This is a genomic window from Pseudomonas sp., from assembly GCF_049300855.1.
In the GTDB taxonomy this organism is placed as follows: Bacteria; Pseudomonadota; Gammaproteobacteria; order Pseudomonadales; family Pseudomonadaceae; genus Aquipseudomonas.
On sequence record NZ_JBAQKH010000032.1, the window covers coordinates 13359 to 35034 of the forward strand.

A 21676-nucleotide genomic window follows, 5' to 3' on the forward strand; every position below is an offset into this window, starting at 1 on the left:
CGATCCTCTCGCAACGGGCCTTTTGTGTTTCTCCGCCCTAGCGGATCTGGTGCTTGTGCAGCAATCGGTAAAATGTCGGGCGTGACACGCCGAGGACTTTTGCGGCAACACTGAGGTTATCGCTGTGCCGGTTCAATACGTCGCACAACGCCTGGCGCTCGGCACGCGTCTTGTAGTCTTCCAGCGTGCCCATCGGGGTGGCGATCGAATGCTGGCTGATCAAGCCCAGATCACGCGCCTCGATCTGCCGGCCCTCGGCCAGAACCAATCCGCGCCGCACACGGTTGGCCAGTTCACGCACATTGCCCGGCCAGTCATGCTTGCCCATGGCAATCAGCGCATCCTCGCTGAAACTGCGTGGGCGGCGACCGGTTTCATGGCTGTAGAAGTGCGAAAAATGGTTGGCCAGCATCGACAGATCACCGTGACGCTCACGCAGCGGCGCGGTGACCACTTGCAAGACGTTGAGCCGGTAGTACAGGTCTTCGCGAAAACGCTTCTTCTCGATCGCCGCCTCAAGATCAACGTGGGTTGCCGCCAGAACGCGGACATCCACGGGGATCGGCTGACTGCCGCCGACCCGTTCAATGTGTTTTTCCTGGAGAAAACGCAGCAGGTTGGCTTGCAACTCCAGCGGCAGATCACCGATTTCATCGAGAAACAGCGTGCCGCCGTTGGCTGCTTCAATGCGCCCGACCTTGCGCTGATGCGCGCCGGTAAACGCGCCTTTCTCATGACCGAACAGCTCGGACTGAATCAGATGCTCGGGAATCGCCCCGCAATTGATCGCCACGAAGGGTTTGCTGTGACGCTGCGACTGTCGATGCAAGGTGCGCGCAACCAGTTCTTTACCGGTGCCGCTTTCGCCGCGAATCAACACCGGCGATTCGGTCGGTGCCAGTTTGCTCAGCAACTTGCGCAGTTCGCGGATCGGTTTGCTGTCACCGAGCAACTCATGCTCAGGCTGGTCGACGTGAATCGTGCCCTGCCCGCGCAAACGCGCCATGCCGAACGCGCGGCCGAGGGTCACTTGAACTCGCGACACGTCAAACGGCAAGGTATGGAAATCGAAAAACCACTCGCACACAAAGTCGCCGACATTTTGCAGACGCAAGACTTCCTGGTTCAGCACGGCGATCCATTCAGTACCACTGCGGCTGATCAGTTCTTTAACGGCTTCGGGGCGTTCGAGATGAAAAGGTTGTAATCGCAACAAGCCGACGTCACAACTGCGGTCGGCGGCATTTTCCAGGGAACAACTGTCGACATCCCACCCTACCGCGCGCAAACCGGGTAATAAGCGGTGACAGTCGTCGCACGGATCGACCACCAATAAACGTCGTAACGCAGGCGCTTCGCTCATGACTGTTCCTTGGCGCCAAATTTTAGGAAAAGGTTGTAAAAACAGTCATTTGGCAGACCTGGCTGTAACATTAGCAAGAATTTGACAGCACCTTGTATCGATTGCTTATAGGTGTACAAGCTAACTAGTTATAAGGCGCCGCTTTGTTAGTTAGCTATCGACTGATTCTTGCAATAAAGCTTTCATTACGCTTTCAAAAGCACGCACAAAATCCGGCCTATGAAAGAAAGTGGAAATTTCTTTGTTTCGAGTGTGACCCGCTAGCGGGTTGCGTGCATCAGTACAAGTAACCAGCCGAGCGGTAAGCCCAACCGACGGCAGATCATTTGATTGGGCACTACAGAGAGAAGACCCCATGACCGCCCCGCTCCGTATCAACGAAGCTCTTTTGATTGCCAACCACGCGTTCAAACCTTTCCAGTGCGTGGCCTGGGCGCCACAAGACGGCAATGGCGAACTTAGCCTGACCGTAATCGACCGGACCAATTCACATATTGGCCGCCAGCAAATCCCAAGCAGTGCCTACTCCGATCCGGCGCAACTGGAACAACTGCTGCAGCAAGCCCGCGCTGAACTCAGCAAAGAAGGCTACCGCTTGCAATCGTGGTCGATGCCACACTAATCGCCGGATCATGCGGATGACTTCAAGGTCATCCGCCCGCTTCGCTTAGTTGTAAACTTTTTATCGCCAGCTACTTTTGTACAACTATTTGCAACAGGCTCAGGCTTTACTGCTTGGCAGGCTTGCAATTGGTTCAAAAAGACACTGTTCTGGCACAGTGCGACCCTCCACCTGTTAGTTCTTACAGTTGTACTTCCAGCTGTTCAGGGATTGAATGTTCCGCTCATGCAGTTACCCAGCCGGTCCCGGTCATGGTCAACTCGCAAGGAGATGCGTGCATGTCCAGCCTGAACGCTTATGCGCTCCCGACGTTATTGAATAATGCCGGTCAACTCGACTCTACTTTCGCCGTGAATGGCGTTGCCCAGGTGTATTTCGCCGGCAGCGTTTCCAGCCTGACTCAGGGTGTCGCGCTCGATGCGCACGGTCGAATTCTCGTCGCGGCAAAAGTCGGCAGCACCGCAGGCAGCCGTTTCGGCCTCGCCCGTTTGCTCGCCGACGGGTCCGCCGATCTGACCTTCGGCGCACAGGGCAGCGTGATTAACACCTTTGCCCCAGGTTTCGAGGCCACAGCTGCCAAGGTGCAGGCGCTGCCCGATGGGCGAATTCTGCTGGCCGGCCTGCATTATGAAAACAGCCATCGCACCCTGCCCGCCCTGGCCTTGTTCGATGCGCAGGGTAATCCCGATCCATCGTTTGGCGAGAACGGCCGTCAGGTGGTTCGCCTGCCTGGAAACCTGTCCATGGGCTCGCGCGATAACTGGCTGCCGCCGGGCGTACCGGGCGCTGAAGCCTGCGATTTCGCGGTACAGCCGGACGGCCACATCTTGCTGATCGCCAACCATCACTTTGAACTGGCCGACCATGCCGGCATGCTGATTCGCCTGAAACCCGACGGGCGTCTGGACGAAACATTCAACGGTCGCGGCTTCGTGATGATCCGGCACCTGCTGCTCAACACCTGGCTCAGCAGTTTGTTGCTGCAGGACGATGGACGCATCGTCGTCGCCGGCTCCATCGATTTCCCCCAGGAGGGTTTATTGGCGCGCTATCTGCCTGACGGCCGTCTGGACGAACGTTTCGCGGTGGACGGCTTTCTCGCCTTCAAGGCTCATGGCAAAAGTGCTCAGGTCAGTCAGGTACTGGAATCGGCGGACGCCCTGCATTGTTTTGGCAGCAGCCGCGACCCGATCCGGTGCCTGGCGTTCAGCCTGCACCCCAACGGTCGCCCGGACCTGCACAGCCATGGCGGTCAACCGCATCTACTGGAGATCGGCCCGAGCGGCTGCCAATGGAGCGCAGCGCAGTGCATGGTGGACGGTCGAATCATCGCTGTCGGTGCGACGATTGGCGGCGTCGAAGCTGATTTCATTGTCGCTCGTTACTGTGCCAACGGCTGTCTGGACGACAGTTTTGGCGGCGGCCGCGGCTGGTTGCGTACGCGCCTTGGCCGCAGTCTTGACACCGCCAATTCGCTGGCATTGCAGGCGAACGGCGCGATTCTGGTGGGCGGTTATTCACTCGATGGCAACTACCGGGCGATGGTCGCGCGCTATCTCAATCTGTAAACCCCTTCTACCGGGGTATTTTTTCGCCCGTTACAACTTGAACTTGTCCGACACATGCGGCAACTTGCGCGCTTCTTAATACAAGGAGCAACCGATGTCCGGTTCAATGGCCCAGGCGTTCGCGCAAAACTTCCTCGGACACTCGCCACGCTGGTACAAGGCGACCATCGTCGGCTTCCTGATCCTCAATGCCCTCGTGCTGTTCACCGTCGGCCCGGTCGCTGCCGGCTGGTTGCTGGTGATCGAATTCATTTTCACCCTGGCCATGGCCCTCAAATGCTATCCGCTGATGCCCGGCGGTTTGTTGTTGATCGAAGCCCTGTTGTTGAAGATGACCACGCCGCAGGCGCTTTATGATGAGCTGGTGCACAACTTCCCGGTGATCCTGCTGCTGATGTTCATGGTCGCGGGCATCTACTTCATGAAGGACTTGTTGCTGTACCTGTTCTCGCGACTGTTACTCGGTGTGCGTTCGAAAGCTGCACTGGCGTTGATGTTCTGCTTTTTGTCAGCGTTTCTCTCGGCGTTTCTCGATGCCCTCACCGTGACGGCGGTGATCATTAGCGCTGCTGTGGGTTTCTACTCGGTGTATCACCGGGTGGCCTCGGGCAATGATCCGCGTCAGGACAGCGAATTCGGCGATGACCAGCACCTGCCGAAACTGCATCATGACGATCTGGAACAATTTCGCGCGTTTCTGCGCAGCCTGTTGATGCACGGCGCGGTCGGCACAGCGCTGGGTGGTGTGTGTACGCTGGTCGGCGAACCGCAGAATTTGTTGATCGGCCATGAGATGGGCTGGCACTTCGGCGAGTTCTTCCAGAAAGTCGCACCAGTGTCGCTGCCGGTGTTGGCGGCGGGCCTGGTGACCTGCGTATTGCTGGAAAAACTGCGCTGGTTCGGTTACGGCACACTGCTGCCGGACAACGTGCGCGCCGTGCTGGCCAACTATGCCGCCGAAGACAACGCCGAACGCACAGCGCGCCAACGCGCGGCGCTGTTGGTGCAAGGCGCCGCGGCATTGATCCTGATCGGCTGTCTGGCCTTTCACATTGCTGAAGTCGGCCTGATCGGTTTGATGGTGATTGTGTTGATCACCGCGTTTACCGGCATCACCGACGAACATCGGCTGGGCAGCGCGTTCAAGGATGCGATGCCATTTACCGCGCTGCTGGTGGTGTTCTTCGCCGTGGTCGCGGTGATTCACGATCAACAACTGTTCGCGCCGCTGATTCAGTGGGTACTGGCACTGCCGGTCGAGCAACAGCCGGGCATGTTGTTTATCGCCAATGGCTTGTTGTCGGCGATCAGTGACAACGTGTTTGTCGCGACCATTTACATCACCGAAGTGAAGCAGGCGTTCCTCGCCGGGCACATGAGCCGCGAGCATTTCGAAACCCTGGCGATCGCGATCAACACCGGCACCAACCTGCCGAGTGTGGCGACACCGAATGGTCAGGCTGCGTTTCTGTTCCTGCTGACCTCGGCGATTGCGCCGCTGGTGCGTTTGTCTTATGGGCGGATGGTGTGGATGGCGTTGCCGTACACGTTCGTGATGGGATTGCTGGGCTGGTATGCGGTGAGCTACTGGCTGTAATCAGCACTAAAAAAACCTGTGGGAGCTAGCTCGCTCCCACAGTGGGTTTTGTGTGTGTGTTCAGCGTGGCAGGATATATTTCTCGATGGCCAGGGCCACGCCGTCTTCGGTGTTCGGCGCGCTGACCACGTCAGCCTGGCGCTTCACCGCCTCCTCCGCCTGCCCCATGGCAATCGACCAGCCTGCGCAATGAAACATCGCCGGGTCGTTGCCGCCATCGCCGATGGCCGCTGTCTGCTCCAGTGGAATACCGAGATGTTCGGCCAGCGTCGCCAGCGCGGTGCCCTTGTTGGCCTCCAGCGCTGTCACGTCGAGATAAACCGGTTGTGAACGTGACACTTGCGCCATGCCGTTGACCTTGTGCAGCAGTTGCGCCTCCAGCTCGATCAACAGCTCGGTGTTGTGACTGGTCGCGACGATCTTGTCGATGCGCTCCAGATACGGCTCGAAACTCTCGACCACCACCGGCGGATAACCGAGACCGTGCTGTTCGCGCGGCACCATCGGCCCGTGCGGATCCTTGAGCAACCAGTCGCCACCGCTGAACACCCAGATTTCCACATCCGGCTGATCGGCAAACGTTGCCAGGGCAATCAGCGCCGTCGTCGCCGGCAGGTAATGTGCGACCAGCAAACTGCCATCCGGATTGACGATAGTGCCGCCATTGAATGCTGCCGTCGGCAAATCAACGCCCAAAGCTTCGATCTGCTGCAGCATGGCTTTCGGTGGGCGTCCGGTGGCGAGACTGAACAACACGCCGGCCTCACGCAAGGCGCGAACGGCATCGATGGTGCGCTGGCTCAGCGTGTGATCGGGCAGCAACAGTGTGCCGTCCATGTCACTGAGCAGAAAACGGATGGGGTGTTTCGGCGCCTCACTCATCCGAGACCATGCCAGACGCGACCATCGCGAGTCAGCAAATCTTCGGCGGCTTGCGGGCCATCTTCACCAGCGGCATAAGTCTGCACACTGGCGTCCTGCTGCCAGGCGTCGAGGAACGGTTGCACCGCTCGCCAGCCGTTCTCGATGTTATCGGCACGCTGGAACAGCGTCTGATCGCCGGTCAGGCAGTCGTAGATCAGGGTTTCGTAACCGGTTGACGGCTGCATTTCGAAAAAGTCTTTATAAGCAAAACCCAGCTCGATGTTGGCCATGTTCAACGCCGGCCCCGGCCGTTTGGCCAACAGGTCGAACCACATGCCTTCGTTTGGCTGGATCTGGATGCGCAGATAGGTCGGCTGCAATTCGTCGACTTCGGTGTCGCGGAATTGCGCATACGGCGCCGGTTTGAAGCAGATGACGATTTCGGTGTCGCGCACGCTCATACGCTTGCCGGTGCGCAGATAGAACGGCACGCCAACCCAGCGCCAGTTGTCGATCATCACTTTCAGCGCCACGTACGTTTCTGTGCTGCTGTCCGGCGCGACGTTGGGCTCTTGGCGATATCCGGTCAGGGACTTGCCGTCCACCGAGCCGGCACTGTACTGGCCACGCACCGAGTTGGCCCGAGCCTCTTCAGTGGTCCAGGGACGAATCGCGCCAACCACTTTGGCCTTCTCGCCGCGCACCGCATCGGCGCCGAATGCTGCCGGCGGTTCCATGGCAACCATGGCGAGCAACTGGAACAAGTGATTGGGCACCATGTCGCGCAGTGCACCGGTGTGTTCGTAAAAGCTGCCACGGGTTTCTACGCCAACGGTTTCGGCGGCGGTGATTTGCACGTGGTCGATGTAATGGTTGTTCCAGAACGCTTCGAACAGGCTGTTGGAGAACCGGCTGACGAGAATGTTCTGCACGGTTTCCTTGCCCAGGTAGTGGTCGATCCGATAGATCTGCTTCTCGGACATCACCTTGAGCAAACAGGCGTTCAACGCCTCGGCGGTTTGCAGGTCGGAGCCGAACGGCTTCTCGATGACCACCCTTCTGAATGCTTCCGGGGTTTCCTCAAGCAAGCCGGCGCTGCCGAGACGGCGCACCACTTCACTGAAAAAACGCGGCGCGGTGGCCAGGTAGAACACCGCATTGCCGGTGCCGCTGTCGGCGATTTTCGCCGCCAGCGCGGAATAAGTGCTGTCGTCCAGGAAGTCGCCCTGGACGTAGCTGATACCTTTGGCGAGCTTGGCCCACAAGGCCGGATCAAGCATCTGATCGCCCTTGCCGACCTTCGCCGCCACTTCGGTACGGATGAAGTCTTCGAGCTTCTGCGCGAAGGCTTCATCGGTAATGGCGTTGTGGTCAACGCCGACGATCCGCAGATTGTCGTCAAGCAAGCCGTCGCGACTGAGGTTGTACAGCGCCGGCATCAGCAAGCGCTTGACCAGGTCGCCGTGGGCACCGAACAAAAACAGCGTGGTCGGTGGTGCGGGTTCTGCCTTGGATTTTCTGCGGATCGTATGGGTCATTTCTTCGGTGTCTCCACATGGCCGCCAAAGCCGAAGCGCTGGGCCGAAAGAATCTTGTCGCCAAAGGTGCCCTGGCCGCGCGAACGGTAGCGCGAGAACAGCGAGTTCGACAGCACCGGTACCGGCACCGCTTGTTCCATGGCCGCTTCGATGGTCCATTGACCTTCGCCGCTGTCCGCTACGGAGCCGGAGAAACCGTCGAGTTTCGGATCGCTGGCCAGTGCATCGGCGGTCAGGTCGAGCAACCACGACGACACCACGCTGCCACGACGCCAGACTTCGGCGATGTCGGCCACGTTCAGATCAAAACGCTGATCTTCCGGCAGACGTTCGCTGGATTTGGTCTTGAGGATGTCGAAGCCCTCGGCGAACGCGGCCATCATGCCGTACTCGATGCCGTTGTGAATCATCTTCACAAAGTGCCCGGCACCGGCGGGACCGGCGTGGATGTAACCGTGCTCGGCGCGGTGGTCGTCGGACTTGCGATCCTTGGTGCGCGGGATGTCCCCCATGCCCGGTGCCAGTGCGGCGAACAGCGGGTCGAGGCGCTGCACGGTTTCAGCGTCGCCCCCGATCATCATGCAGTAGCCACGCTCCAGGCCCCAGACGCCGCCGGACGTGCCGACGTCGATGTAATGCAGGCCCTTCTCGGCCAGGGCCTTGGCCCGGCGGATGTCATCCTTATAGTTGGTGTTGCCGCCGTCGATGATGGTATCGCCGGCTTCGAGCAGCGTGCTCAGGGTGTTGATGGTGTCTTCGGTCGGCGCGCCGGCCGGCAGCATGACCCACACCGCGCGCGGTTTGGCCAGGCCGGCAACCAGTGCCGGCAAGTCGGCGACGCCAGTGGAGCCCTCGGCGACCAGGTTATCGATGAAAGCGGTATTGCGGTCGTAAACAACGGTGGTGTGACCGTTGAGCATCAGACGTCGCGCAATATTGCCGCCCATGCGGCCCAGTCCAATAATCCCGAGTTGCATGTGCTGATGCTCCTTACTACAAATAAATGTGTGTCATTGGTTATAGCCCAACGCGACTGATGGAGGTTAGTCCAGAGCGTTGCGATGAAGTTTCCGGGCATTGTGCCCGATCCAGACTGATAACGCCCCGAATCCTGTCGAAGACACACCGACCATGAAAAATAAAAAAGTTCCATTCATAGGCAAAAGAAATCAAAATCGGCGCCGATAGTAAGTCTGCACCCGCCGAGCGGGGCGACCTACAGTTGATGCACGCCATTTGCGAGGTGAGCAATGGGCACAGTACACACAGCAATGCCGCCACAAACCCTGTACGTGACGATTCGTCGCGATGAATTGCGCCAGTTGAAAGACGAGCGTGACCAGTTGAAGCAGCAACTGGCCCAACTGCAATCGGCTTATGGCCTGCAGTCGCAACCCTTGCCGGTCGTTCAGCGTCACCCGCACGCCTGATCCTCCCCTTCCCTCGGGAACCGCAGCCGCTGTTCCCGATGCGACACCCGCCGGGCTGTTTTCGGCAACTAACAAAACTTTCACACTCGCTTCGTGATACTCCGCTCCCATTCTGGCCGTGCCTCCGCGTACGGTCTCCGTTCGTCGGCTTCATGGATGTTCCGGCGGTGGTTGTAACGAGAAAGCTGGAGCGCCAATGGCATTGTTCAAACGCAGCAAAACGACTGCGACAGGTTTCGATTGGGCCGGTCTTCTCTGGCTATTTGTATTTTTCTGGTACTTCTCGGGTATCACCCAACTGCTGATCCAGCTGACCGGCACCTCCGGCTTCAGCGGATTCCGTCAGGCGTTCTTCATGAGCGCGCTCTGGCTGGCGCCGATGCTGCTGTTCCCCAAGCGCACCAAACTGCTCGCGGCCGTGATCGGCGTGGTGCTGTGGGCTTGCTCGATGGCCAGCCTCGGCTACTTCTTCATCTATCAGCAGGAATTCTCGCAGAGCGTCATCTTCATCATGTTCGAATCGAACATCTCTGAAGCTGGCGAGTACATGACGCAGTACTTTGCCTGGTGGATGGTCGCGGCGTTCCTCGCCCACACCGCGTTCGCCTACTTCCTGTGGACACGCCTGCGCCCGGTGTACATGCCCCGTGGCCGCGCGCTGGTAGCAGCGACGGCAATCGTGATCGCCGTGGTCGGTTATCCGCTGGTCAAACAAACCCTGCGCATGGGTTCATTCGCCCAGGGCTTCGAGAAATTCGAAACCCGTATCGAGCCGGCGGTGCCATGGCAGATGGCGGTGGCTTATCACCGTTACCTCGATACCCTCGCCGACATGCAGGGCATGCTGCATAACGTCAGCAAAATCCCGCCACTGAAAAACCTCAAGGAAGTCGCGGCCGATCAGCCCAAGACCCTGGTGCTGGTGATCGGTGAGTCGACCAACCGTCAGCGCATGAGCCTCTACGGCTATCAGCGCAACACCACGCCGGAACTGGACAAGCTCAAGGATCAACTGGCGGTGTTCGACAACGTCGTCACCCCTCGCCCGTACACCATCGAGGCGTTGCAGCAGGTCCTGACTTTCGCTGATGAAGAAAACCCGGATCTGTACCTGTCGACACCGTCGCTGGTCAGCATGATGAAACAGGCAGGTTACAAGACCTTCTGGATCACCAATCAGCAGACCATGACCAAGCGCAACACCATGCTCACGACCTTCTCCGAACAGGCCGACGAGCAGGTTTACCTGAACAACAACCGCAACCAGAACGCCGCGCAGTACGATGGCGACGTGATCGAGCCGTTCAACAAGGCGCTGGCAGACGCGGCACCGCGCAAGCTGATCGTCGTGCATTTGCTCGGCACGCACATGAGCTACCAGTACCGTTATCCGCCGACGTTCGACAAGTTTCAGGATCGCACCGGCGTACCGGCCGGTGTGCGTGACGACCAGGTACCGACCTATAACAGCTACGACAACGCCGTGCTGTACAACGACTTCGTGGTGTCGAGCCTGATCAAGGATTACGCCAAATCCGATCCGAACGGCTTCCTGCTGTACCTCTCGGATCACGGTGAGGATGTGTTCGACTCGGTCGGCCACAAGACACTGGGCCGCAACGAAAACAAACCGACCGCGCCGATGTACACGATTCCGTTCATGGCCTGGGCATCGCCGAAGTGGAAGGCCAATCACGACTGGAACTTTGCCGCTGATCTGGATCGTCCGTACAGTAGCTCGCACCTGATCCACACCTGGGCGGATCTCGCGGGTCTGAGTTTTGATGAGCTCGACCGCAGCAAGAGCCTGGTCAGCGACAGCTTCAAGGCGCGTCCGCTGCTGATCGGTGATCCCTATCAGACCGAACAGCGCGCGTTGATCGACTTCAGCCTGATGAAGCCGAAAAAACCCGATGCGGCCGTCGCAGCCGCTAAAGAGCAGTAAAACCAAGGGGCCCGGAGCGGCCCCTTTTTCATGCCCGACAGATCCTCGAATAGTCTCCCAAGGCGCGGCAAACCTTTGTTTCAGGTGTGCTGCGTCTGTCTGATAGTGCCCCGCAACAGGCTGCAAAACCTGAACTCAGCAGGCGTTAACCCGGTGTTAATTCATGCCGCACAGACTCTCTTGCGAGATCTGCTTCATGGACGAACGGCTCCCACTTGTTCAGTAGGAGGCACCATGAAAATCACTACCGCAATTCTTGCCGGGCTCTTTGCCCTGGGTTCTGCCAGCGTTTTTGCCGAAGGCGGCGCTGAGCGCATGCACTATTACTACGACAACTTCCCGGTCCAGCAGGCCCAGAGCGCGCAGAAGAGCGACGCCAACGCGAAAGAAATTCGCGTTCCCGCCGATCAGACGGCGCAAGTGACCGAGTCGTACCGCGACTGAGATTGACCGAGCAACCGATGAACCTTCCATGGCTCCGCTCTGGCCTGGGAGAAGACAGTTTGGCGCCCTGATTGGGGCGCCTTTTTTATGGGCATTGAGCTGGGTGTTCGACCTTATGCTGTCGCGAGTTCGCAGATTGGGTTGGGTCAGCAAGATCCAACCCCCTCACCCCAGCCCTCTCCCCAAAGGGGCGAGGGGGAAAGGGAGCCGATTTTCATGCTTTTCAAAACCTGAGTTCGGCTTGATGTTTCAGGTCGGCGTACTTCGCCCAAACACCTCGGTCAGTCCCCTCTCCCTTTGGGAGAGGGCCAGGGTGAGGGGCTTCTAGGCTTGGAGGTTTTTGATCCAGAACAGCATCTGCCCGTGCTCCGGGTCGAACATCCCCGGCGCGAAGCCGAACTTGCGGTAGGAGCCCTGCGCCACGGCGTTGCCTTCCAGCACTTCGAGGGTGATCTTGCAGCAACCGCGCTGACGGGCGATTTCTTCAACTTTTTGCAGCATTTTCTGGCTCAGGCCGAGGCCGCGAAACTTGCTCACCACGGCCACGTCATGCACGTTGACCAGCGGTTTGCAGGCAAACGTCGAAAACCCTTCAAAGCAGTTCACCAGCCCGGCCGGTTCGCCTCCGACAAAGGCCAGCACACTGAACGCATGCGGACGCCGGGCCAGTTCTTCGGGCAGTCGGCGCAGCAACTCAGGGTCGATCGGATGACCGCCGCCCATAGGGTCTTCTGCGTAATGATTGAGCACGATACCGATGGCCTCGGCGTGCGTTGGATTGCTGTAGCTGGCCTGAAGTACAAGAATTTCTGCGGAATCCATTTCCATCCCCGAACACACAAAAGCCCCGGCGCGCAAAATGCGCGCTGAACGGCTGTCTGACCTTAGCGCGGGCGTGATCCGCCGGGCAACCGGCAAATGCAAAGATCTTTCGCTGATCAGTGGCCCCAGATCAGCTGTTCGGTCCAGCCCAGTTCGGCAAAGTCCTCGGCACGCAAAGCGCTTTCGCCGGCGCAAAAGAACTCATCCAGTTGCGGCGGCTGCACCGGCGTATCGCTGAGCATCGCGTGCACCTGGCCACGGTGATGGATCTGATGCTCGAACAGGTGCGAGAGCATGCGCAGACGGCTGTCGTGCTGCGGTGTGTCGCGGGCGATGGTGACGATACGGGCCAGTTCGGCATCGCGCAGTTGCTCGCAATAGGCGATCAGTCGTCGATCGACGTGAGCCTGCTCGGTGCGTAAGAGTTCAGCGTCGGTGAACGGCTCATCCTGATTGAAAAACACATAACAATCCGGATGCGGCTCCGCACCGCGCAACTCGCGTTCCAGCGCATCGACGTAGAACCAGTCGCAGGTCAGGATGTGATTGAGGGTCAGGCGAATGCTCGGAAAGAAGCTCACCCGCGGCGCCGCCAGATCCGCCGCGCCAAGTTGCGTCCAGGCCTTGGCCAATCGGTGATTGGCCCAGGCATTTTGGTAAGCCATGGTGAGCAAATGATGGGACAACGGCTGGGTCATGATTGCGCCCTCTTCACTCAGGCTTGGGCAAAGCGCTGCAACTGCATTTCCTGCAAACGACTGAGGGTGCGGCGGAACGGGAATTCCAGATAACCCTCGGTGTACAGCGCGTCCATCGGCACCTGCGCCTCGACATACAACGGCACTTTGCGGTCGTAGCACTCGTCGACCAGGGCAATGAAACGCCGCACACCGTCGTCGTGAACGGACAACTGCGGCAACTCACGATCCCCCGCGACCACGCGTTCGGCGCCATCTTCGGTACCGCGCGCGATGCGCCCTTCGCGCTTCTGTGCGCTGAGGTTGGGGACGTCGCTCAACAGAATAGCTCGGTAGGTGTCGCACAGCGTGATGAAATCCATCGCCGCGAAGGGTTGCTCGCAGAGGTCGGCGTAGCGACACCACAGTACCGTTTCGCTGGCTTGCACCACGTTCAGCTGTCGATGGCCGACCGACACCGCCTCAGCGTGAGCCGATTGTCCCGCCGTCAGCGTTGCAAAGACTTGCTGTAAAGCACTGGCCGAGCCCGGCGTGGCAACAAAGTAGCGCTGCTCCAGCGCCCCCGGATGCAGCCGATGATCCTCGGCGCCGTTTACCGCGACCACTTGCATGTGCGCCTTGATCGCGGCAATCGCCGGGACAAACCGGTCGCGGTTGAAGCCATCGGCGTACAAATCATCCGGCGGCAGGTTGGACGTGCAAACGATCACCACGCCTTCATCGAACATCACCTGAAACAGACGACCGAGAATGATCGCGTCACCGATGTCGTTGACGAACAGTTCATCGAAACACAGCACCCGCACTTCACTGGCCAGCTCTTTGGCCAGTGCGCGCAACGGGTCGGCAATCCCGCTGAGCTGAAACGAGCGCTGGTGCACCCAGCCCATGAAATGGTGGAAATGCTGTCGCCGCGCCGGCACCCGCAGGCTCTGATAGAACTGGTCCATCAGCCAGGTCTTGCCGCGCCCGACCGGCCCCCACAGATAAACGCCAGTGACCGAGCGGGCACCGGCGTGCAGGGCTTCATGGCATTTTTGCAGGGCAAAGACGGCATGTTCCTGAGCTTCATCCTGGATGAAACCCTTGTGTTCGATGGCGTGCTGCCAGGCACTGAGGGGGGAGTCGAAAGTCATGCGCGGCAGTATGCCACGACTGGTACTGCGACAAGATCAGGATCGGCAACCGCCCCCTTCGTCACCTCGCCAACCAGCTCGAGTGACCGCTGAGTAACCAGGCGCTTGACGCTGAATATTACCGACATCATATTGATCAAATATGTTGCTCGTAATTTTACTCCTGCCACTTTTTCTACCTGGAGCGTCGCCATGCATTACAAAGTCTTTGGCCGCAAAACCGGTCTGCGTGTTTCTGAACTGGCGCTGGGCGCCGGCAATTTCGGCACCGGCTGGGGCCATGGCGCCGAACGTGATGAAGCCAAACGCATCTTTGACGGTTTTCTCGATGCCGGCGGCAATTTCATCGATACCGCCAACGGCTATCAAGGCGGCCAATCGGAAACGATGCTCAGCGAATTCATTGCCCCAGAACGTGATCGGCTGGTCATCGCCACCAAGTACAGCATGGGCACGACCCCTGCCGACGGCATTTCCCATACCGGCAACAGCCGTAAAAACATGGTTCGCGCAGTTGAGGAAAGCCTCAAACGCCTGAACACCGATCACATCGATCTGTTCTGGGCCCACGTGACCGATGGCGTGACGCCGATGGAAGAAATCCTGCGCGGTTTTGATGACCTGGTGCGCGCCGGCAAGATTCACTATGGCGGTTTGTCGAACTTCCCGGCGTGGCGCATTTCCCGCGCTGACGTGTTGGCAGAACTGCGTGGCTTTGCGCCGATTGCAGCGATTCAAGTCGAATACAGCCTCGCCGAGCGCACTGCCGAGCGCGAATTGCTACCGATGGCGGAAGCACTTGGCCTGGCGGCAACCCTGTGGTCACCTTTGGCCGGCGGCTTCCTCACGGGCAAATATCGCGGCGGCGATGACAATAATCGTGCGAGCAAACTCGGCATGTTGGTGCATGCAGAAAAAGGCGCCCGCGAAACTGCCCTGCTCGATACGCTGCTGGCCGTAGCCGCAGAAATCAACGCCAGCCCAACCCACGTCGCTATCGCCTGGTTACGCGAAAAAGCCCGACGTTCGACCACCGCGCTGATCCCGATCCTTGGCTCGCGCACCCGCGAACAACTGGATGCCACCCTCGGCGCACTCGACGTGCAACTGAGCGAACAGCACATGGCGCGGCTTGAGGAGATCAGCGTCGTGCCGGCCGGCGTACCGCACGAGACGATTGCCAGCGCCACACCGCGCTTTACCGGCCCGCAAACGCTGGACCTGCCGATCATCCCGGTCGCCTGACCCGAGCCCTTCGAAAGCAGGCTCCTGCAAGGGATCGAGGAACCCATGTGGGAGCGAGCTTGCTCGCGAAAGCGGTCTGTCATTCAACAGCGAAGGCGCCTGAATTGACGCCTTCGCGAGCAAGCTCGCTCCCACAGGGATTATGTTGTGCTGATTAAATATCGACTTTGTGTCTGGCGGCGTACAGGCAGAGCATTTCCATCGCCAGTGTGGCAGCGGCCAGCGAGGTGACCTCGGCGTGGTCGTAGGCTGGGGCGACTTCCACCACGTCCATCCCGACCAGATTGATCCCACGCAAACCACCGAGAATTTCCAGCGCTTGTACGGTGCTCAAACCGCCGCAGACAGGCGTTCCGGTTCCGGGTGCAAACGCCGGATCCAGGCAATCAATGTCGAACGTCAGATACACCGGGTTATCACCCACCCGCGCGCGAATCGTTTCGACAATCGCCTCACAGCCCCGCCGATGGACCTGCCGCGCATCCAGCACCTGGAAACCCATGTGATCGTCATTGGTGGTGCGCAGACCGATCTGCACCGAACGCGCCGGATCGACCAGCCCTTCGCGCGCTGCGTGCCAGAACATGGTGCCGTGATCGACCCGCTTGCCCGCCTCGTCCGGCCAGGTGTCGCTGTGTGCATCGAAGTGAATCAGCGACAGCGTGCCATGTTTGCGCGCATGGGCCTTGAGCAGCGGGTAGCTGATGAAATGATCGCCGCCAAAGGTGAGCATCGCGCTGCCGGCATTGAGAATGTGCTCGGCGTGGGCTTCGATACTTTCCGGGATGCTCTGCGGCGAGCCGTAATCGAAATCGCAGTCGCCGTAATCAATCACCGCCAGATGATCGAACGGGTCGAACGTCCACGGCCAGTGGCGTTCCCAGGCGATCCCGGTGGATGCGGCGCGAATCCCGCGTGGCCCGAAGCGTGCGCCCGGGCGGTTGCTGGTCGCGGTGTCGAACGGCACGCCGCTGACCGCGACATCGACGCCGCGCAAATCGCGGCTGTAACGCCTGCGCATGAAACTGGTGATCCCGGCGTAGGTGCTTTCGGCGGCGGTGCCGTAAAGGCTGTCACGGGTCAGGGCCTGGTCGTTTTGCATGGGCACATCCATCGTGGTGCTCCTGTTGTTATTGATGGCTACGGAAAGTGGTCCACAAACGCGTGCGCTGACGCATGTCCTTGAGGCTCATGCTGCGATCGGCATAGAGCCGCGCGCGCACCTCGTTGGGTGGATAGATGTCGGGATCGTTGCGCACGGCTTCATCCACCAATGGCGTCGCGGCCTGGTTGGCGGTGGCAAAAAACAGCGTGTTGGTCAGCTCGGCCACCGAGTCCGGGCGCAGCATGAATTCGATGAACGCCCGCGCGGCTTCGGGGTGCGGCGCATCCTTGGGGATGGCCAGATTGTCTTGCCACACCAGCGTGCCTTCCTTGGGGATGCGATACGCCACTTCGAAGGGTTTGTTGGCCTTGTGCGCCTGATCAGCGGCCATGCTCGCATCGCCGTTATAGGTCAGCGCCAGGCACACGTTGCCGCTGGCCAGGTCATTGATCTGCCGGCCCGTGGCCACGTAGAGCACCGACGGCTGGAGCTTCTGCAACAACGCTTCGGCGGCGGCCAGGTCGTTTTTGTCCGTGCTGTAGGGATCTTTTCCGAGGTAATGCAGGGCCAGACCGATAACCTCCTGCGGCGAATCCAGAATCGCGATGCCGCAATCCTTGAGCTTGCTGGCGTATTCGGGCTTGAACAGCAAATCGAGACTGTTCAGCGCAACGCCCGGCAGACGCTGTTGCACCGCCTCGACGTTCATCCCCAGGCCTAGCGTGCCCCACGTGTAGGGCACGCCATAACGATTGCCGGGGTCGACCGCCGCGAGTTTTGCCAGCAAATCCGGATCCAGATTGGCGTAGCCCTTGAGCCCCTCGTGCGCGATGTCTTGCAGGGCGCCAGCCGCCAGGCCACGGGCCAACACGCTGGACGACGGCACCACCACGTCATAGCCACTGCCGCCGGTGAGTAACTTGGTTTCCAGCACCTCGGAAGTATCAAAGGTGTCGTAACGCACATGAATACCGGTCTCCTGCTCAAAACGCTGCAGGGTTTGCGGCGGCACGTAATCAGCCCAGCTGTAGAGGTTGAGGGTTTTGTCTTCGGCCTGAGCCTGGAGAGCCACGGACAACAGCAGCGCGGGGAAACACAGCTTGAACACGGGAGCCATGACGAACACCTGACCGGAGGAAGTGGTATCAGGATGCGCCGCCGGATACATTAGAAAAATTGCCGAATAGTTATCCTGACTTTATCCGGGAGTAATGTGATGTTGGGTCAGCTCCACGATGTCGATTTGCAGTTGCTGCGCCTGTTTGTCCGCGTGGTCGAGTCCGGCGGCTTCAGTGCCGCGCAAGGCGAGCTGGGCCTGAGTCAGTCGAGCATCAGCCAGCAGATGGCCAAGCTGGAAACCCGTTTGGGTTACCGACTGTGCAGCCGCGGCAAGGGCGGCTTCAGCGTCACGCCCAAGGGTGAGCAGTTGTTGATCGCGGTGCGCACGTTGTTTGAGTCGATCGAAACCTTTCGCCATCAATCCAACGGCGTCGCCGGACGCCTGATCGGCGAAGTGCGTCTGGGCATTTCCGAGGCGGTCGATCAATCGGTGCTGCAACGCGTCGCCGCCGCGATCCGGCGCTTTCGTGAGCGCGATGAATCGGTGCGCATCGAGCTGATCAGCGCGATGCCCGGGGAAATGGAACGCCTGCTGCTGCAACAGCGCCTGGATCTGGCGATCGGTTATTTCTCGCAGGTGCAGAGCGCGTTCGACTACCGCCAGCTATTCAGCGAAACCCAGCATTTGTATTGTGCGCCGGGCCATCCGCTGTTCACTGATGAGACGCCCGACGATGCGGCTCTGGAGGCCTGTGACCGGGTCGATCACCCCTACCGGTTTTTGCGCAGTGACGAGCCGTTTCAAGGCAAAGTCTGTTCGGCGCGGTCGGAACAGGTCGAAGGCACCCTCGCCTTCATTTTGTCCGGCAAACATGTCGGTTATCTGCCGGATCACTATGCGCGCAGCTGGCAGGACAAAGGTTTGCTGCGCACCGTGCGTGAGGGCGTGCTGAGTTTCGAGGTGGCGTTTCATCTGGCCCGGCACCGGGCGCAGGTCCCGGGGGATGCGCAAAAAGCCTTTGAAGAGGATCTGCTCAGCGCATTTGCATGAAACGATTTAACGCCCGACACCTGAAAAACCTGACCTTTCAGGCAATTATTGCTCGTTGCCCTCGCCGCCCTCTTCCGGCATCCTGCGCCTCCATTTTCTGACCCGGCCCCGCCTTGCGGCACGCAAACCACCATGACCGCCTCTGAAAAAGCCCCGCGCAACAACGACCTGATCTACGGCCTCAACGACCGTCCGCATCTCACCGCCACCGTATTCGCCGCGCTGCAACACGTGCTGGCAAGCTTCGTCGGCATCATCACCCCGACCCTGATCATGGGCGGCGCCCTCGGCCTGCAAAGTGAAATTCCGTACCTGATCAGCATGGCACTGTTCGTTTCCGGCCTCGGCACCTTCGTTCAGGCCAAGCGCTTCGGCCCGATAGGTTCGGGATTGCTGTGCCTGCAAGGCACCAGTTTTTCCTTTATCAGCGTGATTCTCAGCGCCGGTTTCATGGTCAAGGCACGCGGTGGCGGCACCGATGAAATCCTCTCGACGATCTTCGGCGTGTGCTTTTTCGCCGCCTTCATCGAAGTGGTGCTGAGCCAGTTCATCGGCAAATTGCGCATGCTGATCACCCCGGTGGTCACCGGCACCATCATCACCTTGATGGGCCTGTCGCTGATCAAAGTGGCGATGACCGACATCGCCGGCGGTTTTGGTGCGCCTGATCTGGGCGCTGCCAGCCATGTGTTTCTGGCAGCACTGGTGATCGGCACCATCGTCGTGTTGAACCGCGTTGATGTGCCGTTCCTGCGCCTCGGCGCGATCGTCATCGGCCTGACCCTCGGCTACGTGGTGGCATGGCTGATGGGCACGGTGGACTTCGCCTCGATGCCCGAAGTGCCACTGGTCAGCGTGCCGGTGCCGTTCAAGTACGGTTTCAACTTCGACTGGGTGGCGTTCGTGCCGGTGGCGGTGATCTTTCTCGTGTCGCCGCTGGAGGCTGCGGGTGATTTGACCGCCAACTCGATGATCTCGCGGCAACCGGTCAAAGGCCCGCTGTACATTCGCCGGATCAAATCCGGCCTGCTCGCCGACGGTCTCAACTCGGCGATGGCTGCGGTGTTCAACAGCATGCCGATGGTGACCTTTGCGCAGAACAACGGGGTGATTCAGCTCACTGGCGTGGCCAGCCGTTACGTGGCCTTCTTCATCGCCGGTTTGCTGGTGCTGCTGGGCCTGTTCCCGATGATCGGCGCGGTGCTGCAACTGATGCCGAAACCGGTACTCGGCGGCGCCGAACTGGTGATGTTCGGCACTGTAGCAGTGGCCGGGATCAAGATCCTTGCCGAGGCCGGCCTGCATCGGCGCAACATGCTGATCGTGGCGATTTCGCTGGGCATGGGGCTGGGCATCGCTGCCGTGCCAGAAGTCCTGCGCGAACTGCCGCAAGCGCTGCGCAACATCTTCGAATCGCCGATCACCGTCGGTGCGTTGTGCGCTATCGTGCTGAACATTTTCCTGCCGGAAGAATTCATCGAGCTGGAAGAAGACGACTTCGACCCGGAAGCTTCTATTCTTCAAGTCATGGAAAACCCGGATATGCCAGCCAAAGGTGAACCTGCCCAAGCGGCGGCTGTCGCACAGTTGAACCGCTAACGTCTGGCCTTTGATAGAAAGGGCTGAGCCGGTAACGGTTCAGCCCTTTTTTGTTGAGAGTCCGTTTATGCGCCGTGTCCAAGCCGTCATTCTGTCGTTACTGTTGTTGTCGCTCAGCGCCTGCGCGCTGTTTCCCAACCGTGATCCGGTGAACATCAACGTGGTCGGCCTCGAACCGTTGCCAAGCCAGGACATGGAAGTGCGCTTCGCCATCAAGTTGCGCGTGCAGAACCCCAACGAAACCGCCATCGATTACAACGGCATCGCGCTGGATCTGGAGGTCAACGGCCATTCGCTGGCCTCGGGCGTCAGCGATCAGAGCGGCTCGATCCCACGCTTTTCCGAAAGCATTGTCAGCGTGCCAGTCAGCATCTCGGCGTTCTCGGTGCTGCGCCAGACCCTCGGCCTGAGCCAGACGCAAACCCTCGATAACCTGCCTTACGTGCTGCGCGGCAAACTCGCCGGCGGCCTGTTCGGCACCATGCGTTTTGTCGACAGCGGCAAACTCAGCCTGCCCAAGGCCAGTGCCGCGACCTGGTGAAAATACGTTAGCCTGCTGCGTTCATTAAAGGCATTCAGGGAGGGTTCTCTATAAAAACGGGGTCATGTGTTGAACCGCACGCCCGGTTTCGCGCGCTCATCCACTGCAAGCTCAAACACATCCGGCCGCGCGTAGTGACCGACCACATCGTAGTCATACCGTGCGCGCGCCAGTTCATCGGTGTCAATTTGCGCCGTGAGCAAGCCCGCCTCGCCGCGCAACGGCCCCGCCAGCACATCGCCCATCGGCCCGACAATCACACTGCCGCCGGCAATCAACGGCCGATCCGCCGGCCAATTGGCAATCTCCACGCCCAGTTCGTTCGGCGAAGCCTGCACCTGACAGGCACTGATCACGAAGCAGCGGCCCTCGTGGGCGATATGGCGCATGCTGACCTGCCACATCTCACGCTCATCGACGGTCGGCGCGCACCAGACTTCGATGCCTTTGGCATACATCGCTGTGCGCAACAGCGGCATCATGTTTTCCCAGCACACCACGGCGCCGAGTTTGCCAACTTGGGTGTCGAACACCGGCAACGTCGAGCCGTCACCCTTGCCCCAGATCAACCGCTCGGTGCCAGTGGGCATCAGTTTGCGGTGTTTACCGACAAGCCCTGCCTGCGGGTCGAAATACAGCGCCGTGCAATACAAGGTGCTGCCGGCACGTTCGATCACCCCGATGACCAGATTGGCCCCGGTGCGCGCCGACAAGCCGGCCAGTGCTTCGGTTTCTGCGCCCGGCACATCGATCGCATTGGCGAAATAACGCGCGTAGGCCTCGCGCCCCTCGGGCAAGCGATAACCCAACTGCGTGCCGAAGCCCTCGCCTTTCGGATAGCCGCCGAGCAAGGCTTCCGGCATCACCACCAGCGCCGCTGCGGATTCACGGATAGCGCTTTCCCAACCGAGAATCTGCTCCAGGGTTTCAGCCTTGCCACCGGGCAAGGCACCGATCTGCAACGCAGCAACAATTGATTTTGGCATCACGCTTACTCCATCAGGTTCCGATGTTGCTGATTCTCCGGCGCCAAGCGATCATGAATAAAG

20 protein-coding genes are annotated in these 21676 nt (G+C 59.7%); 10 read left to right on the forward strand and 10 right to left on the reverse strand.

Annotated elements, in window-relative coordinates:
• Positions 1-37: 37 nt before the first annotated feature.
• A complete protein-coding gene (locus WA225_RS19095) occupies positions 38-1363 on the reverse strand; it encodes a sigma-54 dependent transcriptional regulator (RefSeq protein WP_064118198.1) in 1326 nt (441 codons plus the stop codon).
• Between the two features lie 355 nt (positions 1364-1718).
• On the opposite strand from WA225_RS19095, the gene WA225_RS19100 reads away from it, so the two are divergent.
• The 3 genes from WA225_RS19100 to nhaB all read left to right on the forward strand — a co-directional run bounded on the left by WA225_RS19100 (position 1719) and on the right by nhaB (position 5150).
• On the forward strand, positions 1719-1985 hold the full coding sequence (locus tag WA225_RS19100) for a hypothetical protein (RefSeq protein ID WP_422609137.1): 267 nt from the start codon (positions 1719-1721) through the stop codon (positions 1983-1985).
• A 278-nt stretch (positions 1986-2263) separates the two neighbouring features.
• The gene (locus WA225_RS19105) at positions 2264-3553 is read left to right on the forward strand and encodes a delta-60 repeat domain-containing protein (RefSeq protein ID WP_422609138.1); all 1290 of its coding nucleotides are present in this window, start codon (positions 2264-2266) and stop codon (positions 3551-3553) included.
• Between the two features lie 94 nt (positions 3554-3647).
• Positions 3648-5150 carry a sodium/proton antiporter NhaB gene (gene nhaB, locus WA225_RS19110; protein WP_422609139.1) on the forward strand — a complete coding sequence of 501 codons (1503 nt, stop codon included), beginning with the start codon at positions 3648-3650 and terminating at the stop codon, positions 5148-5150.
• A 60-nt stretch (positions 5151-5210) separates the two neighbouring features.
• Here the strand turns inward: nhaB and WA225_RS19115 are convergent, their stop codons facing one another.
• Genes WA225_RS19115 through gnd form a run of 3 tightly spaced genes read right to left on the reverse strand, consistent with a single transcriptional unit; the run spans position 5211 to position 8529 of the window.
• Entirely contained in the window at positions 5211-6032 is an 822-nt protein-coding gene (locus tag WA225_RS19115) for an HAD family hydrolase (RefSeq protein WP_422609140.1), read from the reverse strand.
• A complete protein-coding gene (zwf, locus tag WA225_RS19120; protein WP_422609141.1) occupies positions 6029-7552 on the reverse strand; it encodes a glucose-6-phosphate dehydrogenase in 1524 nt (507 codons plus the stop codon). Before zwf ends, WA225_RS19115 begins: the two co-directional genes overlap by 4 nt.
• On the reverse strand, positions 7549-8529 hold the full coding sequence (gene gnd / locus WA225_RS19125; RefSeq protein ID WP_122609492.1) for a phosphogluconate dehydrogenase (NAD(+)-dependent, decarboxylating): 981 nt from the start codon (positions 8527-8529) through the stop codon (positions 7549-7551). Before gnd ends, zwf begins: the two co-directional genes overlap by 4 nt.
• A 273-nt stretch (positions 8530-8802) precedes the next feature.
• Here gnd and WA225_RS19130 point away from each other — a divergent pair, with 273 nt between their 5' ends.
• From WA225_RS19130 to WA225_RS19140, 3 genes are all read left to right on the forward strand, one after another.
• Complete coding sequence (locus WA225_RS19130) at positions 8803-8982, forward strand: DUF6026 family protein (RefSeq protein ID WP_422609142.1); 180 nt, start codon at positions 8803-8805, stop codon at positions 8980-8982.
• Between the two features lie 196 nt (positions 8983-9178).
• Complete coding sequence (locus tag WA225_RS19135) at positions 9179-10927, forward strand: phosphoethanolamine transferase CptA (RefSeq protein ID WP_422609143.1); 1749 nt, start codon at positions 9179-9181, stop codon at positions 10925-10927.
• A gap of 234 nt (positions 10928-11161) precedes the next feature.
• A complete protein-coding gene (locus WA225_RS19140) occupies positions 11162-11371 on the forward strand; it encodes a hypothetical protein (protein WP_422609144.1) in 210 nt (69 codons plus the stop codon).
• Between the two features lie 324 nt (positions 11372-11695).
• Here the strand turns inward: WA225_RS19140 and WA225_RS19145 are convergent, their stop codons facing one another.
• The 3 genes from WA225_RS19145 to zapE all read right to left on the reverse strand — a co-directional run bounded on the left by WA225_RS19145 (position 11696) and on the right by zapE (position 14027).
• The gene (locus tag WA225_RS19145; protein ID WP_422609145.1) at positions 11696-12193 is read right to left on the reverse strand and encodes a GNAT family N-acetyltransferase; all 498 of its coding nucleotides are present in this window, start codon (positions 12191-12193) and stop codon (positions 11696-11698) included.
• A gap of 116 nt (positions 12194-12309) precedes the next feature.
• Positions 12310-12891 carry a DinB family protein gene (locus WA225_RS19150; RefSeq protein ID WP_422609146.1) on the reverse strand — a complete coding sequence of 194 codons (582 nt, stop codon included), beginning with the start codon at positions 12889-12891 and terminating at the stop codon, positions 12310-12312.
• A 17-nt stretch (positions 12892-12908) separates the two neighbouring features.
• Positions 12909-14027: a cell division protein ZapE gene (gene zapE / locus WA225_RS19155; RefSeq protein WP_422609147.1), complete on the reverse strand. Its 1119-nt coding sequence runs from the start codon at positions 14025-14027 to the stop codon at positions 12909-12911.
• A gap of 192 nt (positions 14028-14219) precedes the next feature.
• Here zapE and WA225_RS19160 point away from each other — a divergent pair, with 192 nt between their 5' ends.
• Entirely contained in the window at positions 14220-15272 is a 1053-nt protein-coding gene (locus WA225_RS19160; RefSeq protein ID WP_422609148.1) for an aldo/keto reductase, read from the forward strand.
• Between the two features lie 154 nt (positions 15273-15426).
• Here WA225_RS19160 and speB read toward each other — a convergent pair whose 3' ends face one another.
• Both speB and WA225_RS19170 read right to left on the reverse strand, forming a co-directional pair.
• Positions 15427-16386, reverse strand: a complete 960-nt coding sequence (gene speB, locus WA225_RS19165; RefSeq protein ID WP_422609149.1) for an agmatinase — start codon at positions 16384-16386, stop codon at positions 15427-15429.
• Positions 16387-16402: 16 nt separating this feature from the next.
• Positions 16403-17494, reverse strand: coding sequence for a polyamine ABC transporter substrate-binding protein (locus WA225_RS19170; protein WP_422609150.1), 1092 nt, complete (start codon positions 17492-17494; stop codon positions 16403-16405).
• 99 nt (positions 17495-17593) lie between these two features.
• Here WA225_RS19170 and WA225_RS19175 point away from each other — a divergent pair, with 99 nt between their 5' ends.
• The 3 genes from WA225_RS19175 to WA225_RS19185 all read left to right on the forward strand — a co-directional run bounded on the left by WA225_RS19175 (position 17594) and on the right by WA225_RS19185 (position 20627).
• On the forward strand, positions 17594-18487 hold the full coding sequence (locus WA225_RS19175; protein WP_422609151.1) for a LysR family transcriptional regulator: 894 nt from the start codon (positions 17594-17596) through the stop codon (positions 18485-18487).
• Positions 18488-18619: 132 nt separating this feature from the next.
• The gene (locus WA225_RS19180; protein ID WP_422609152.1) at positions 18620-20086 is read left to right on the forward strand and encodes a nucleobase:cation symporter-2 family protein; all 1467 of its coding nucleotides are present in this window, start codon (positions 18620-18622) and stop codon (positions 20084-20086) included.
• Between the two features lie 67 nt (positions 20087-20153).
• The gene (locus WA225_RS19185; protein WP_422609153.1) at positions 20154-20627 is read left to right on the forward strand and encodes an LEA type 2 family protein; all 474 of its coding nucleotides are present in this window, start codon (positions 20154-20156) and stop codon (positions 20625-20627) included.
• Positions 20628-20689: 62 nt separating this feature from the next.
• On the opposite strand, the gene WA225_RS19190 is transcribed toward WA225_RS19185, so the two are convergent.
• A complete protein-coding gene (locus WA225_RS19190) occupies positions 20690-21613 on the reverse strand; it encodes a carbon-nitrogen hydrolase family protein (RefSeq protein WP_422609154.1) in 924 nt (307 codons plus the stop codon).
• Between the last annotated feature and the right edge of the window lie 63 nt (positions 21614-21676).